Here is a 14465-nt window from a genome sequence, read left to right as displayed (position 1 = left end):
CCGCCCCTGTCGGGTGCGCGGGGACCCGGGGTCAGCGGCATGACAGGAGGAGGCTGCTGCGCGTCAGCCGGTGACGGACGCGCGCCGTCGCACCAGGCGGGCACGCAGGGCGAGCAGCAGTGCTGCGACGACGGCCCACAGAGCCAGCGTGACGACAGGACCTGTCGCGTGCGCGCCGTTGAAGTAGCTCAGGTCGGCGATGGCGCGGACGGCGGCTCCGGGCGGCAGGATCGCCGAGACGGCACGGGCTGCGGCGGGGAGAAGGTCGGCGCCGATGGTGGCACCGCTCGTGGCGTTGCCGACGGTGAGGAGCAGGAGAGTGGCGATGGGGAGTCCGACGGGGCCGAGGTAGGTGCCGAGCAGTTTGGTGCTGAAGGAGGCTGCGGCTGCCAGCAGGGTCAGAGTGAGGATCAGCGGGACGACCGGGGCCGGAACCGCTCCGAGGACCGGGCCGGCGATGATCGCGGCGAGAGTGCCGATGGCCACGGAGGCGCCGCTCAACAACCAGAACCGATGACGCAGACGCATGAGGCCCGCCAGGCCGACGGCGTTCGAGCCGAGGACGAAACCGGCCAGAGTCACGCCGAAGGCCATGTAGAAGCCGGCCAGGCCCCGGGCGTCGAAGCGGGCCAGGGGGAGGACGTCCTCGGTGGTGATGTGCTTGCCCGCGCCGTGCGCGTAGGCGCCGACGAGGGTTTTCACGGCCGATGTGGTGGACGCGCCGTTGGCTCCTGCGACCTCCAGGAGCAATCCGCCGTGGCCGTCCGAGCTGAGTGCGGCGACGACGTCGCGGTGCTCAAGGGCCCGGCGTGCCGCTTCGGCGCCGGTGGCGGGGTGCACCTCGACGCTGTTGCCGAGGGCCTGGTGTATCCGGTCTGGCAGGCCGGGCGCGGTGACCGCGATGGGGATGTGATGCGGCTGGGGATTGCGCTGCAGGCCGATGTAGCAGCTGATGAAGGCGGCCACGACGATCAACGCGATGAGTGCCGGTTGCAGCCAGGCTTTCACCGGGGGCCGACGCGGGACGTCGGGGCGGGGAACCAGTGCCGGCTCGGCCGCGGGGGAGGATGTCTGCTGGCGCTCGGGCGTGATGCCGGTGGGCGTTTCCATGGGCTGGGCCTTTTGACGGTGGGGCGTGGGATGCGCGGGGATCGGGCGCGGGAAGGCACACACGTCGCCGTGCGCTCATTGTGAGCATATGCGCGTATCTGCCTCGAAGCAAGGAGTGCTCCGATGGGTCACCCCGCCCCTCGCCTTTATGAGTACCTACTCATATCATGGGCCGTGAACCCGTGGAGGAGAGCATGACGACTACGCCGCCGAACCCCGCCGACCAGTGCAGCAACCTGGCACTGCGCAAGGCGGGCCGGTACCTCGGCGCGACCTACGACAAGGCCCTGGCCCCGGTCGGGCTCCGGGCGACGCAGTTCAGCATCCTGCAGCAGCTCAGTGCGCACGGTGAGATGACGATCACCAGCCTCGCCGACGTGATCGCCATGGATCGCACGACGATGGCCTCGAACCTCAAGCCGCTGGCGCGGGAAGGCCTCGTGACCGTCGAGTCGTCGCCGACCGACCGCCGGGCACGCATCGTGGCGATCACGCCGGAGGGCCTCTCCCGGATGAACGAGGCACTTCCCCTGTGGAAGGACGTCCAGGCCCGGTTCGAGGAGGCCTTCGGCGCCGAGGACGCTGCCCGCCTGCGTACTTCGCTCGCAGCCGTGCTCGACACCGGCTTCACGCCCTGGGCCGAGTAGGCGAGACCCCGCACCCGGATCCGGGCTTGCGCAGACTTGACCCGCGCCCTGGGCGAAGGCCGACGGGGTGTCCAGCGAGCGCGGCGAGCACCGTCCCGGGTCCCGCAGCCCCGCCACCGAAGGGCGAGACCCCCGCACGGGCGCTGAGCACCCTCACCGGTCGAGCCGGCCGACGCGCCGACCGGATCTCCTGCCGGGGGGGCGTTCACCCGCGGATGCGGGTCAGCGCCTCGTCCCGCACCCGTTCCATCGCCGTCGCGTCCCGGGCCTCCACGTTCAGGCGCAGCAGAGGCTCCGGCGGCGAGGCGGACGTCCCGGTCCGTGACAGCCCTCCTTCGGGCGGGGAGCCCGGCCGGGCGAACCCGGCCGGGCCTGTGCGGGAGTAGGCTCAGGAGGGCAGGGTCCAGCTCTGGTTGGCCGCTTGGGTGCACGACCAGATCTGCAGCCGGGTGCCGTTGGCCGAACTGGGTCCGGTGGCGTCCAGGCACTTGCCCGACTGCGGGTTGACCAGGGACCCGGCCGCCCCCGGTTGCCAGACCTGCGAGCCGGTGCCGTTGCAGTCGTACAGCTGCACTTTGGTGCCGTTGACGGTGCCGGCCCCGGTCACGTCCATGCACTTGCCGAGTGCGGTGAGTCTGCCGTCGCCGACCGTCCAGTTCTGCGCGCTGGTGCCGTTGCAGTCGTAGAGCTGGACCGCCGTGCCGTTGGCCGGGTTCGCGCCGGCGACGTCCACGCACTTGCCGCCGTACCCGTGTATCGGGCCTGTGGCGGTGGGGGGTGGGGTGACCGGACCGGACTGCCCCGCTGCCCACTTGATCTCCTGCAGGAGGAGCCGGTTCTGCTGGGCGCTCCCGAACGTCGAGGACAGAGTGGTGTTGGTGGAGTAGTCCATCGCGTTGTGTCCGAAGTTGTTGTAGACCATCTTGTAGTGGCGGTTGGACCACACGATGGGGTAATAGCCGCTGTACCAGGTCTGGTTGGGGTCGGTGCCGATCGGGAAGGTGGACGGATCCATCGACGCCAGGATGTCGATGTCGGGGTTCTGCCGCAGGTCGTTCTGCCAGCTGTACCACTCGCTGACCGATGACGTGATGGCGGCCGGCAGGCCGGCTGTGGCCGGGTGGCCGGAGTCTTCGATCCTCAGCGTCTCCGAGGTCGGTCCCCAGGAGTTGCTCTTGAACGTGCCGGTGCCCAGGAAGGTGTTGTGGTACCAGGGCCAGTCACTCGTGTCGTCGTTGTACGCCGAGACGTGGAAGCCGATGAAGCCGCCGCCGTTGGACACGTACGTCTGGAAGGCGGACTGCTGAGACGCGGTGTGAGGGTAGTCGTCGAGGAACATCACCACTTGGTAGTCGGCCAGGTTCGCGGAGTTGAGCTGGCTCCAGTCCGTGGTCGAGGTGTAGGTGAACCCGTTCTGCGCACCGGCTTGCGGGAACCACGTGTTGGCCTCGTGGTCGAAGCTGATGTGCGCCGCGTCGTAGGTGCCGTCGTAAAAGGCGAGCACCTTGAAGGGGGTGGCGGCCTGGGCGGTGTGCGCAGGGGCCGCCTGGAGTGTGAATACCAGCGCGAGCAGGGCGAGCAGTCTCAACAGGGGGCGGTGCCGGGCGACTTCCGTACCAGATCTGACCATGTGAAGGCCTTCCTTGGCTGTGGGGGCGTGCCGTGTACGGCGGGTTCAGAAGTCTAAACCGTGTTCATGTCAATGATGAATAGTCCGGACCAACCCAGGGGCGGTGCGTGCGATCAGCGGTCATCCCGCGGAGCCATGACGTGACGCGGGATGACCCTGCGGTATCAAGGCGCGACCACGGTCAGGCCTTGCGGCGCGCTCACGTTCACCGTTCCGTCGGCCGTGACCGTGACGTCCAGCCGGGCTCCGCCGACCTGGAGGCCGGTCACGGTGAGCGGTGCGTACGCCGAGGCGAAGCCGGGAGCCACGGTGACCGTGCCGGCGGGGACGTCCGCGTCGAGGCCGAGGGCGCTCTGGAGCACCAGGACCGAGGAGGCGGCCGCCCATGCCTGGGGGCGGCAGGACGCCGGGTAGGGGGCGGGACCGGGGCCGGCCTCGGTGCCATGGCCGGCGAAGAGCTCGGGGAGGCGGGCGTCGAAGGCGGCCGAGGCGGTCAGCAGGCCGCTCGCCAGGGAGGCGGCGGCGTCCGGGAAGCCGGCCCTGACCAGGCCGTGTATGGCGATGGCGGTGTCGTGCGGCCAGATGGAACCGGTGTGGTAGCCATAGGGGTTGAAGCCCACGGAGTCACTGCTCAGCGTACGCAGACCGTGGCCGGCGTCGAGGTCGCGGCCGACGAGGCGGGCGGCCAGCAGCGCGCTTTCCTCCTCGTTGAGCAGTCCCGTGCCCAGCAGGTGACCGAGGCCCGAGGTCACCGCGTCCGCCGGGCGGCCGTCGCGATCCAGGGCGACCGCCGGATAGGGGCCGTGGGCGTCCTCCACCCAGAAACGCCTGCGGAACCGCTCGGCGAGCCGCTCGGCCCACTCCTCCCATTCGTCGGCCCCCGCCCGTCCGAACGCCCGCAGCAGGGAAGCCCCGCCGCGCGCCGCCTCGTAGGCATACGCCTGGACCTCGCACAGCGCGATCGGTGCCGAGGCGAGGCGGCCGTCGCGGAAGCGGATGGAGTCGTTCGAGTCCTTCCAGCCCTGGTTGGACAGGCCCTGGCCGGTGTGATCGACGTACTTCAGGAAGCCGTCGCCGCTCGCTCCGGCCTGATCGCGCATCCATGCCAGCGCCGACTCGGCGTGCTGCAGCAGCGGTTCGACATCCCTGGAGGGCAGGCCCCAGCGCCAGGCGTCGTGGAGAAGGGTGATCCACAGCGGGGTCGCGTCGACCGTGCCGTAGTACACGGGCGGGAGGTGGAGCCCGCCGTCCTGGCGGAGGGAGTCCCTGCGTACCTCGTGCAGGATCTTGCCGGGCTGTTCCTCGGTCGCTGGATCGGTCACGGTGCCCTGGCGCCGGGCGAGCGTACGAAGAGTCCCGGCGGCGAGGCCGGTGCCCAGGGGCAGCAGCATCCGGGCGGCCCACAGCGAGTCGCGGCCGAACAGGGTCAGGAACCAGGGCGCGCCGGCGGCCAGGAACTGGTCCGGACGGTCCGGGGCGGGGGAGCGGGGGTCCGCCAGGCGCAGTCGGTCCAGATCGGCGAGCGACCGATCCAGCCAACGGTCGAGGCCGCGGTCGGCACTGCGAACCAGGGGGACGGTCCAGGGGAGTCGGTCTCCTGGCGGAGCCGGGAACTGGTCGCCGTCGGCGTACGCCGCGGTGCAGGTCAACGTGACACTCCGGGAGGCACCTGGCCGGAGGGCGATGTCGTACGACAGGTGTCCCGTCGTCGGCTGAACGGCGTCCGGCGTGGACTCGCCGACCAGGCTGACGGTGAAGTCGCCGCCGGTCCAGGTCAGGCCGACGCCGCCGGCGTCCACGGCCTGTGGCGGTACGTCCGGCAGAACCCGCCCGGACTTCACCTGCTCCATGGTGGCGAGGTCCGTCCCGGCGCGCACCGTCATCCGGAGACGGACGTGCTCGGTACCCGAGTTGGTGACCTCGAAGACCTCCTCCAGCCGGCCGGCCGTCAGACGGCGGTACCGGTGCAGGGCGACGGCCGGGTCCGGCGTGGTCTCGCCGAGGCCGCGCAGGATCGCCCGGAAGTCCGCGCGATCCGCTCCTCGCAAGCCGCCCTGGACCGGCGCCAGGGGGATGCCCTCGGCAGCGACGGTCAGGCGGGACAGCGCTCTGCGGTCGCCGTGGTAGAAGCCGTCCGCACCCGCGCTGAGCTGCCCGTCCGCACGTGAGATCGCGAGGCTCGGCGCGCTCAGCGTGACAACCGCGTCGTGCAGGAAGGGCTGCAGGCCCGCGACGGCGGACGCGGGCGCCGGGACCGGGCCGTCGGTGTCCTGGGGGTTGACGTGGGTGTCCAAGGAAGTAGAACCTCTCAGCGTTAGATCGTTCCAAAGACACTAAGTCAGTCTTCAGAGCCGTGACAACGCCTTTGGAACGCTAAAACAAGGCCCCAATCTCCCCTGTACATCGGAGAGCCGCATGCCCCGCTCCAGCAAGATCTCCTCGGCCAAGGGCGGCCCGGTGACCCTCGCGATGGTCGCCCGGCGGGCGGGGGTCTCGCCGCAGACCGTGTCGAACGCGATCAACTCCCCCGAGATGCTCCGGCCCGAGACGCTGGAGCGCGTCCGGCGCGCGATCGACGAGATGGGCTACCGCCCCAGCCGTGCCGCACAGACGCTGCGCACCCGGTCCAGCAAGCTGATCGGCTACGGCATCCAGCCCGCGCCGGCCGGTCAACCCGTCCTGGACCGCTTTCTGCACGCCCTCTCGCAGGCCGCGGACGAGGCCGGTTACCGGATCCTGCTCTTCGCCTGCCCGCCCGGCGGCCCGAGTCTGGACGGATACGAGGAACTGCTCGCCCAGCACGAGGTCGACGGCTTCGTGCTCAGCGGTACCGACCGTGGCGACCCCCGGCAGGCATGGCTCGCCAAGCGAGGCGTACCCTTCGTCGGCTTCGGCCGGATGTGGTCGGGCCGGCAGATCGGCGACTGGGTCGACGTCGACGGCGCCTCGGGCACGGACGCCGCGGTCGAACACCTCGTCGCCCAGGGGCACCACAAGATCGCCTTCCTCGGCTGGGAACGCGGCACCTCGGGCGCCGGCGACGACCGCGCCGAGGGCTGGCAGCGGGCCATGCGCCGGCACGGGCTGTCGACCCGCGGGCGGCGCGGACAGAGCGTGGACGACAGCGACGCGGCCCGCGCCGCCGTGAAGCCGCTCCTGGACGCGGGCGCGACGGCCGTGATCGCGGCCAGCGACATGCTGGCGCTCGGCTGCTACCAGATGCTGCGGGAACGCGGCGCGCTCCCCGGAAGGGACGTCGCCGTGGTCGGCTTCGACGATTCGCCGACCGCCTCGATCCTCTCGCCCACCCTGACCTCCGTCGCTCAGCCGCTGGAAGACGTCGGCCGGGAGTGCGTACGGCTGCTGCTGGCGCGGATCGCCGCTCCGGACGTGCCGCCCGAGCGCCTGCTGCTGGAGCCGTCGCTCGTCGTACGCGACAGCACCGGGACGGCATCCACCGCAGGCGAGTAGCCATCCGCGCCGAGGCGGCCGCGCGTCCGACCCGCCGTCTCACCGCAGAGACGTTTCTCCCGCATGTCCTGCGGAGTTCACCGGGTTTCTCCGAGGATGCCCCGGTCTTCCGGCCGGGGAGGAATCGGACTCCTGCGGGGCAGGGCAGGGATAGCCGGATCGCCGTCAGGGCGATCCGGTGTCCAGCCCGCACGGCGGTGTTGTCGCCCACGATGATCGAGAATTCTCAACTGTCGGTCCTCTCGGGTAGGTTCGGATGCATGACGACGGAGGCATCCACGAAGGACGCCGGGCATGCTCGGTACACCTTCCGTGTGCGCCTGTCGAAGACGGCCAGGCGCCGGCTCGAAGCGGAGTGGGATCGCTGCCGCTGGATCTGGAACGAATGCGTGGCCAAGTCCCAGCAGGTCCACGTGCAGGGCACAGTGGGTGGCGAGAAGCTGACGTGTGGTCCGGGGCAGCTGGACAAGATGCTGACCGAGGCCCGCAGGGTGACGCCATGGCTGGCTGAGGGCGCGAGCGTGCCGCAGCAGCAGGTGATTCGGGACTTCGCCAGGTCGAGGGCGAAAGCGCTGAAGGACATCAAGGGCCGGTTGCCGCAGCACCGCCGGGCCCAGATGCCCAGGTGGAAGAGGAAGCGTGAGGCGCGGCCCAGCCTGAACTACACGAAGCGCGGTTTCCGCCTCAGGGACGGCTGCCTGCACCTTGCGGGCCAGATCGTGGTGACGGTGGTGTGGTCGCGGGACCTTCCGGCCGATCCGTCGAGCGTGCGCGTGTACCAGGACACGCTCGGACATTGGTACGTGTCCTTCGTCGTCCCGGCTCAGGTTGAGCCGCTCTGTGAGACCGGCCGCGTCCTGGGCGTGGACTGGGGTGTGAAGGAGACCGCCACCACCACCGACGACGCCTACGATCTGCCGTATGCCGAGCACGGCAGGCGGGCCGCGCAGCGGCTGGCGAGGTACCAGCGGATGATGGCCCGGCGGCGGCCTCCGAAGGGACGGCCCGCATCTGCGGGCTACCGGAAGGCGCAGGCACAGGCGGCGAAGCTGCATAAGAAGGTGGCGAGGCAGCGGGAGGACACGGCCCGCAAGTGGGCCAAGCGGGTGATGCGCGGCCACGACGGGGTTGCGGTGGAGGACTTTCGGCCGAAGTTCCTGGCGAAGACGACCATGGCCCGCAAGGCGGCCGATGCCGCCATCGCCGCGACCAAGCGTGCCCTGTGCGAGATGGGCCGCAAGCACGGGCGGGACGTCCGTCTCGTGCACCCGGCGCACACCACGATGGACTGTGCCACGTGCGGAGCGAGAACCAAGCACGCACTTCCTCTGTCGATGAGAACGTATGCCTGCACCGTGTGTGGAGCTGTGTCCCCCAGGGACAAGAACTCCGCCCGCGTGATGCTGGTCCGGGCAGGTTGGAACCCGGACGGTGTCGAGGGCGTGAGACCACCGGGGCCGCCGGCTCCGGTGGCGGCCTGAGCCGTAAATCCCCGCTCAGCCCTGGAGGGTGACCAATCCCCTTGCCTTCAGGGAGGGGAGCCTTCAAAGCGCGGGTGTCAGTTCCTGTTCGGCCCAGACGATCTTGCCGCCGGCCGTGTAGCGGGTGCCTCGTCGGTGGGACAGCTGTGCGACGAGGAACAGTCCTCGACCGCCCTCGTCGGTGGCCCGGGCGTGCCGCAGGCGCGGGACGGTGTCGTTGGCGTCGGAAACCTCGCAGACCAGGACGTGGTGGCGGATCAGACGCAGGGTGATCGGGCCTGCGCCGTACCGGATGGCGTTGGTGACCAGTTCGCTGACGATCAGTTCGGTGGCGTACGCCAGATGCTCCAGCCCCCACTCGGTCAACTGGCCGGCGGCCAACGCGCGGGCGTTGCCGACGACGGCCGGATCGGGCGGCAACTCCCACGAGGCGACCTGGGTCGGGCTGAGAGCGCGGGTACGGGCCAGGAGCAGCGTCGCGTCGTCGGACGGTGCCCGGGTCGGCAGGGTGTCGACCACGGCCGAGCAGAGCTCTTCCAGGGGGCGGTCCTGCTGTGTCAGGGCCGCGCCCAGGCGCCGCATCCCCGCGTCGATGTCCGCGTCCCTCGTCTCGATCAGTCCGTCGGTGTAGAAGGCGAGCACGCACCCCTCGGGCAGGTCCAGCTCCACGGCCTCGAAGGAGGCCGCCAGGCCGATGCCGAGCGGCAGTCCGGGGGGCAGGTCGGGGAAGGCGACCCGGCCGTCGGGCGAGATGATGGCGGGCGGGGGATGCCCGGCCCGTGCCATCGCGCAGCGCCGGGTGACCGGGTCGTAGACGGCGTACAGGCATGTGGCACCCACGACCGCGACGGTCTGGTCCGTGGCTTCGAGGTCTTCCTCGGCGAGGCGGGAGATCGTGTCGTCGAGCTGGACTAGCAGCTCGTCGGGAGGCAGGTCCATGGTCGCGAGCGTGTGCACCGCCGTGCGGAGCCTGCCCATGGTCGCCGCGGCGTTGATGCCGTGCCCGACCACGTCGCCCACGACTAGTGCCACCCGGGCGCCGGACAGCGGGATGACGTCGAACCAGTCGCCTCCCACGCCGTCCTCCGTGTCCGCGGGGAGGTAGCGGGAAGCAACCTCGACGGCGGCTCCGCCGCTGAGACGGCGTGGCAGCAGGTTGCGCTGCAGCGCGAAGGCGGCGGCGCGCTCGCGCACGTACCGGCGGGCGTTGTCCAGTGACAGCGCGGCATGGGAGACGAGCTCCTCGGCGAAGAGCAGATCGTCCGCTTCGAACGGCGCGGGATCGGCGGTGCGGATGAAGACCGCCACACCCAGCACCGCCCCGCGCGCGTGGATCGGCACGATCATCAAGGAGTGCATCCCGTACCGGCGGATCTTCTCCGCACGCCCCGGGTCCTGATCGAGCCACGTGCCGGGGGAGGCGTCCAGGACCGGTTCCAGGTGGGGCCTGCCGGAGGTCAGGACCTCGGTGAAGGGCGAGGCCGCGGGGGCGAGGACCGGCGCCCCGGACGGCCAGAGAGACTCCGGGGCCCCTTCGTGGATCGACGCCACTCCTGCCCGGCGGAAGGCCGGTATGCGGCTCCCTGTCGCGCCGAGCCGGGCGGGCGACTCCTCGCCGAGCGGTACCGACTCCGCCAGGTCGACGGTGACGTAGTCCGCGAAGCGCGGCACGGCGAAGTCGGCGAGTTCCTGCCCGGTCCGCATCACGTCCAGCGTGCTGCCGATCCGCGTGCCGGCCTCGCTGAGAATGGCCAGCCGCTCACGCGCCCGCTGGCGGTCCGTCACATCGACGACCATGGCGCACACGCCCAGCGCTCGGCCTTCCCCGTCGTCGAGGCGGAAGAAGGAGACCGAGAACGCGTGCTCCCGTCTCGGTGCCGCCTGCAGGCTCAGCCGGTACTCGTGGTCGACCCTCGGAGTGCCGCTTTCCAGGACCTGCCGCATGACCGCCTCGGCCGCTTCGGCGTCGCATCCCGGCAGCACCTCCGTAAGACGTCGGCCCAGCCGCTGTTCGCGAGGGATGCCGTCCTGGCGCGCCAGGGCGTCGTTCACCCAGGTGCAGCGCAGTTCCGGATCGCGGACGGCGATTCCGATCGGCGCACTGGACAGGAGGGCGTCCAGCCCCAATCCGTTCACCGGCGACGAGGAGAGGCCGGACATGGACGTCGCGGAGACGACCCACCGGGTCCTCCCGTCCTGCCCGGCCAGCGGGGCGACCCGCAGGTTCACGTCCAGTCGGCCGCCGTCGCGGTGGCGAAGACCGACCGGGCCGGACCAGCCGCCCTCGCTGCGGCACTGTTCCGCGCATTTCGACGCCTTCACGCTGTCCTCGGGTGCCGCCAGCACGCCCACGGCAGAGCGGCCGACCACTTCCGCGGAGGAGAAGCCGGTGAGTCGCTGAGCGGCCTGAGTCCAGCCGACCACCGTACCCGTCCCGTCGACCACCGCGAGGGCAGCGCCGATCATCTGCCGGGCCGACTGCCCCATTTCCCGCACGGCCCTCGGAGCCACCTGGTCATCTGTCGGCATCGCGGTCGTCCCTTCTGCCGGGTGTTTCTCGGGCGGCAGGGCCCGGCTCGCAGGTATCGGCGAGGCGATCGAGCCACTCGGCCAGCAGCGCGCGCTCGGATCGCGTCAGAGCCGTGGTTCCGCTGTCGCGCAAGGTCTCGCGCAGTGCCGCGGCTCGGCTCGCGACGCCCGTCGGCGCTTCGGGCTCGATGTCACCCATGGTCGTGATCGTGCGCAGTACGTGTTCACGGGCGACCGCCGGCAGTTCAGGATCCCGCTCGGGCGGTGGGGTCGAGATCAGTGTCAGCACGACTCCGACCCCGTTGGCGTGCATGAGCTGAGTCGCGCGCTCCACACTCATGCGAAGTCGGCCGGCAGCGGCCACCCGGGCGATGTTCCGGCGTAGAATCGCAAGGGTCTCCGGCCCTGCCGGAATGTCCCGGCGGTAACGCCCTTCGCCGTACATCAGTACGTAGCAACCCGGCCGGGAGAGGCCGAATCCCACGTGCAGGTCCCAGGACCGGCGCAGATCGTCGATGGGGTCGTCGGTTTCCCCGAGGGCCTGCTTTTCGGTGAGGTACTGCTGGAAGCCGTAGGCCGCGACCGCGTCGAGCAGTCCGTCCTTGTCGCCGAACAGGCGGTACAGCGTCGGCGGCTGCACCCCGGCCGCGGCGCTCACCGCCCGCGTCGAAACGGCCGCACGACCCTCGCGGGTCAACAGATCCGCTGCGGCATGAAGGATCCGCTCCCGCGTCCGCACAGTCCGCATCCGCATAATAGGGATATTACAGCTGTTATCACATTTTCGATCTCATCGATATGATGCGTCACGTTCGGCGACACCGCAGTGACGCGGCGACGTCACTAGGGTCGGTGACATGACATACGACTTCGGGGCTCCAGTGACGATCACGGTGGAGATGGCCGTGCAGATCCGCAGATGGCGAGTCGACGAGGACTTCACTTGGCGCGCCGTGGCCCAGGCCGCGACCGACCTGTGGGGCTCCGAGTACGGCAGCAACCAGCTCTTCGGTGAAGACCTCTGCGTAGCCGCCGCGAAGATGTTGGGTGAAAACCCCTACAAGGAACCGTGGAACTGACGCCCGCCGCTGTCTGTTGGAAGGCTCCTCACCGCGGCAAGCCGAACGGCACCCGTCCTGCAAGGCGGGTGCCGTTGTGTGAGCGTGGCGCGTGGGCCGGCTCAACCCGCCATGGACGGGGCAAAGGGCGACATCGCAGGAGCGAGTTGCATGCCGGGGGCCAGGCCGAGAGCGACCAGGGCGTCGGGCAGGCCGTGTCCGACCCGGGCCGCCTCCATGCTGCCCGGGGCGGCGAGCTGGCGGCAACTGGCGGCGATGATCCCGAACAGATGGTGGACACGGCCGGGTCCGCGGGGCAGCAACTGGCCGTGGAAGTCCTCGTGGTGAGCGAGGACGAGGGCGGCGAGGCCGGCGATGTGGGCCGATGCGGTGCCGGTTCCGTCGAGGGCCGTGTAGCCGCCCTGCGGCGAGCAGGAGAGGACCGCCACACCGGGGGCGGCGGCGTCCACTCCCGGGCCGTAGCAGCTGAACGGCGCCGCGAACAGCCCTTCCGGTGTCAACTGTGCCCCCGCATGGGAGGCTTGGGACGTCTCCTGCGGATACGAGCCGAAGACTCCCAGCGCGCCCACGGCGAACACGGTCGGCAGCGAGCCCGGGAAGGCGACCGGTCCGGACGTGTCGCCCGCCGGGGCGACGCAGGCGATCCCGGCCGCGTGCGCGTCGGCGAGTTTGCGGGAGACCAGCGCCGACGGGTACGGGACGGCCACCGCGATGTGGGCGATGTCGATCTCGCGTTCCATGCAGTGGTCGAGGGCCGCGATGAGGTCGCTGAAGTGCCCGTCCGGCATGACCTTGCAGACCTCGATCTCGGCGTCGACCGCGATGCCGATGACGCCTTTGCCGGTGTCCGCCCCGGCGATGATCCCCGCCGCATGTGTGCCGGCGCCTGTCACGTCACGTGCCCAGCCTTCGTCCGTGCCGCGTACCAGATCGACTCCGGAACGCACGGGTTGCTTCAGGTCGGGATGATCGGCACTGACACCCGAGCCGATGAGGGCGACCTTGACGCCGAAGGCGCGGAACGTGGGGGGCAGCCGGTCCAGCCGCATGGCCTGCTGACCCCAGCCGTAACTCTGGCGTTGCTCCAACTCCGGGTACACCTGCGTCAAGGGAGTGAGAGTGATGACGTTCTCCCCGCCCGCGGACAGCTCGGGGCGATGGATCCAGCGGTCCGTGTATCCGCCGGCGGGCCGGACGTACAGGGATTGAATGGAGCGAGCGGTCTCCGTGGCCGGCGTGATGGTGACCGTCCCGTCCGCCCCGGTGACGCCCTGGCTCGGCCAGGTCGCTCCGATCAGGAACACCCCGGCGCCGGCCAGCGGTTCGCCGTCCGGGCCGCACACGCGCAGCGAGATGTCCTCGGGTTGCTCCATTTGCATGACCAGCCCCGGGTCGCGCAGCGGCAGAATCCCCGCGGTCGGCACGGTGGCCGGTCCTGTCCCGGCCAACGGCAGGTCCGGCTCGATGTGCACGTGCAGCGACCGCATCGCGGGGATCAGGGTCTCGGCCGCCTCTACGACCGCGATCTCCGGGCAGGTGGGGTGAAGGCCGGAGGGCTGGGCCTTGGCAGAGGGCCGGAGTCTGCGGATCACCTTGACCTCGGGCATCTGCTCCAGCCGGTCACACACCGCGTCCATGCCGAGTTCGGGCACCCCTGGCGGGAGCAGATACTGCGGAAGCGGTGCCACCAGGTACCGTTCCCGGCGCGGCTGAACCGTCCGCGGTGAGCGAGCACCTTCCTTGCGTGGCCCCGCTGCTTTGCCCTCGGGCACCGACCCATTGGGCTGCGCGCCGCCTTCGGATCCGCTCTCCCGGTTGTTCCCGGGCCTTTCCTTGACCATCGCCTCCACCTTCACCACGCCTACGTCCTGTGTGTGCTCCTGTGGGCAACGGGCGGCCTGCGCTTCCACGGTGATGCGGTGTGCCCGGGAACGACTCCGGGGCACACCGCATCGCGCTGCCGCCTCAGATCAGCCCATACCGAAGGGCTGACCCATCTGGCCGTAGCCGAAGCTGGCCTGCTGGTACTGCGGGAACTGCTGGCCGAACTGCTGCTGGCCGAACCCGCCACCCCACGGCTGCTGGCCCTGCTGGCCCTGCTGGCTCTGCTGCACCAGCGTCAGGATCGCGGTCGGCAGCGCCTGCTGCACGGACTGCTCCACCGCGCTGCGCACGCCCTGCTGCAGCGTGTGGTGCAGCGCGACGGCCAGGTAGGGGTGCGCCTGGTGGGCCAGGCCCTGCTGCTGAAGCTGCTGCTGGACCTGCTGGATCTGCTGCAGCGTCTGCTGCATCCGCTGCGCGATCTGCTGGCTTGCCTGCTGACAGGCCTGCTGGATCGCCTGCTGGACCACCTGCGCGATCTGCTGCTGCGGGCCGCCAATCTGCTGGCCGAACTGCTGCAGGGGCGGAGTACCGGTCATTACCGACATGAATGCTCCGTTCGAAGGCATGACGGGGGAAGCCGACATACGAGTTGATATCGGCGTTATCGGAAGAACCCGACTCCTCGGACGTTAAG

At 70.4% G+C, this 14465-nt stretch carries 11 protein-coding genes; 4 read left to right on the top strand and 7 right to left on the bottom strand.

Annotated features, from left to right (window positions below; genetic code table 11):
• Positions 1-63: 63 nt before the first annotated feature.
• The gene (locus ACQPXS_RS03965; protein WP_433446945.1) at positions 64-1110 is read right to left on the bottom strand and encodes a hypothetical protein; all 1047 of its coding nucleotides are present in this window, start codon (positions 1108-1110) and stop codon (positions 64-66) included.
• Positions 1111-1304: 194 nt separating this feature from the next.
• Between ACQPXS_RS03965 and ACQPXS_RS03960 the strand changes: the two genes are divergently transcribed.
• Complete coding sequence (locus ACQPXS_RS03960) at positions 1305-1757, top strand: MarR family winged helix-turn-helix transcriptional regulator (protein ID WP_433446943.1); 453 nt, start codon at positions 1305-1307, stop codon at positions 1755-1757.
• A gap of 388 nt (positions 1758-2145) precedes the next feature.
• Here the strand turns inward: ACQPXS_RS03960 and ACQPXS_RS03955 are convergent, their stop codons facing one another.
• Together ACQPXS_RS03955 and ACQPXS_RS03950 are read right to left on the bottom strand one after the other, a co-directional pair.
• The gene (locus tag ACQPXS_RS03955; protein WP_433446941.1) at positions 2146-3387 is read right to left on the bottom strand and encodes a ThuA domain-containing protein; all 1242 of its coding nucleotides are present in this window, start codon (positions 3385-3387) and stop codon (positions 2146-2148) included.
• Between the two features lie 164 nt (positions 3388-3551).
• The gene (locus ACQPXS_RS03950; protein WP_433446939.1) at positions 3552-5681 is read right to left on the bottom strand and encodes a glycogen debranching N-terminal domain-containing protein; all 2130 of its coding nucleotides are present in this window, start codon (positions 5679-5681) and stop codon (positions 3552-3554) included.
• A gap of 121 nt (positions 5682-5802) precedes the next feature.
• On the opposite strand from ACQPXS_RS03950, the gene ACQPXS_RS03945 reads away from it, so the two are divergent.
• Both ACQPXS_RS03945 and ACQPXS_RS03940 read left to right on the top strand, forming a co-directional pair.
• The gene (locus ACQPXS_RS03945; RefSeq protein ID WP_433446937.1) at positions 5803-6858 is read left to right on the top strand and encodes a LacI family DNA-binding transcriptional regulator; all 1056 of its coding nucleotides are present in this window, start codon (positions 5803-5805) and stop codon (positions 6856-6858) included.
• Positions 6859-7118: 260 nt separating this feature from the next.
• Positions 7119-8339, top strand: coding sequence for an RNA-guided endonuclease InsQ/TnpB family protein (locus ACQPXS_RS03940; RefSeq protein WP_433446935.1), 1221 nt, complete (start codon positions 7119-7121; stop codon positions 8337-8339).
• 63 nt (positions 8340-8402) lie between these two features.
• On the opposite strand, the gene ACQPXS_RS03935 is transcribed toward ACQPXS_RS03940, so the two are convergent.
• Both ACQPXS_RS03935 and ACQPXS_RS03930 read right to left on the bottom strand, forming a co-directional pair.
• Positions 8403-10868 (bottom strand): SpoIIE family protein phosphatase, encoded by a 2466-nt coding sequence (locus ACQPXS_RS03935; RefSeq protein ID WP_433446933.1) that lies wholly within the window; start codon positions 10866-10868, stop codon positions 8403-8405.
• Positions 10855-11622: a TetR/AcrR family transcriptional regulator gene (locus ACQPXS_RS03930; RefSeq protein WP_433446931.1), complete on the bottom strand. Its 768-nt coding sequence runs from the start codon at positions 11620-11622 to the stop codon at positions 10855-10857. Before ACQPXS_RS03930 ends, ACQPXS_RS03935 begins: the two co-directional genes overlap by 14 nt.
• 103 nt (positions 11623-11725) lie before the next feature.
• Between ACQPXS_RS03930 and ACQPXS_RS03925 the strand changes: the two genes are divergently transcribed.
• Entirely contained in the window at positions 11726-11947 is a 222-nt protein-coding gene (locus ACQPXS_RS03925; RefSeq protein ID WP_433446929.1) for a hypothetical protein, read from the top strand.
• Positions 11948-12048: 101 nt separating this feature from the next.
• On the opposite strand, the gene ACQPXS_RS03920 is transcribed toward ACQPXS_RS03925, so the two are convergent.
• Together ACQPXS_RS03920 and ACQPXS_RS03915 are read right to left on the bottom strand one after the other, a co-directional pair.
• Complete coding sequence (locus ACQPXS_RS03920; RefSeq protein WP_433446927.1) at positions 12049-13635, bottom strand: S8 family serine peptidase; 1587 nt, start codon at positions 13633-13635, stop codon at positions 12049-12051.
• A 282-nt stretch (positions 13636-13917) separates the two neighbouring features.
• The gene (locus ACQPXS_RS03915; protein ID WP_433446925.1) at positions 13918-14376 is read right to left on the bottom strand and encodes a hypothetical protein; all 459 of its coding nucleotides are present in this window, start codon (positions 14374-14376) and stop codon (positions 13918-13920) included.
• Positions 14377-14465: the final 89 nt, after the last annotated feature.

This window comes from Streptomyces sp. CA-142005, from assembly GCF_050942335.1.
GTDB lineage: Bacteria > Actinomycetota > Actinomycetes > Streptomycetales > Streptomycetaceae > Streptomyces.
Note: the sequence above shows the minus strand (reverse complement) of the source record. Positions and strands in the feature narration are given on the sequence as shown.

What these genes read in the sequence shown, in the direction of transcription:
- ACQPXS_RS03945 (WP_433446937.1), top strand. Translation starts at nt 5,803, where the DNA reads ATGCCCCGCTCCAGCAAGATCTCCTCGGCCAAGGGCGGCCCGGTGACC.
- ACQPXS_RS03965 (WP_433446945.1), bottom strand. Translation starts at nt 1,110, where the DNA reads ATGGAAACGCCCACCGGCATCACGCCCGAGCGCCAGCAGACATCCTCC.
- ACQPXS_RS03935 (WP_433446933.1), bottom strand. Translation starts at nt 10,868, where the DNA reads ATGCCGACAGATGACCAGGTGGCTCCGAGGGCCGTGCGGGAAATGGGG.
- ACQPXS_RS03955 (WP_433446941.1), bottom strand. Translation starts at nt 3,387, where the DNA reads ATGGTCAGATCTGGTACGGAAGTCGCCCGGCACCGCCCCCTGTTGAGA.
- ACQPXS_RS03960 (WP_433446943.1), top strand. Translation starts at nt 1,305, where the DNA reads ATGACGACTACGCCGCCGAACCCCGCCGACCAGTGCAGCAACCTGGCA.
- ACQPXS_RS03925 (WP_433446929.1), top strand. Translation starts at nt 11,726, where the DNA reads ATGACATACGACTTCGGGGCTCCAGTGACGATCACGGTGGAGATGGCC.
- ACQPXS_RS03940 (WP_433446935.1), top strand. Translation starts at nt 7,119, where the DNA reads ATGACGACGGAGGCATCCACGAAGGACGCCGGGCATGCTCGGTACACC.
- ACQPXS_RS03915 (WP_433446925.1), bottom strand. Translation starts at nt 14,376, where the DNA reads ATGTCGGTAATGACCGGTACTCCGCCCCTGCAGCAGTTCGGCCAGCAG.
- ACQPXS_RS03930 (WP_433446931.1), bottom strand. Translation starts at nt 11,622, where the DNA reads ATGCGGATGCGGACTGTGCGGACGCGGGAGCGGATCCTTCATGCCGCA.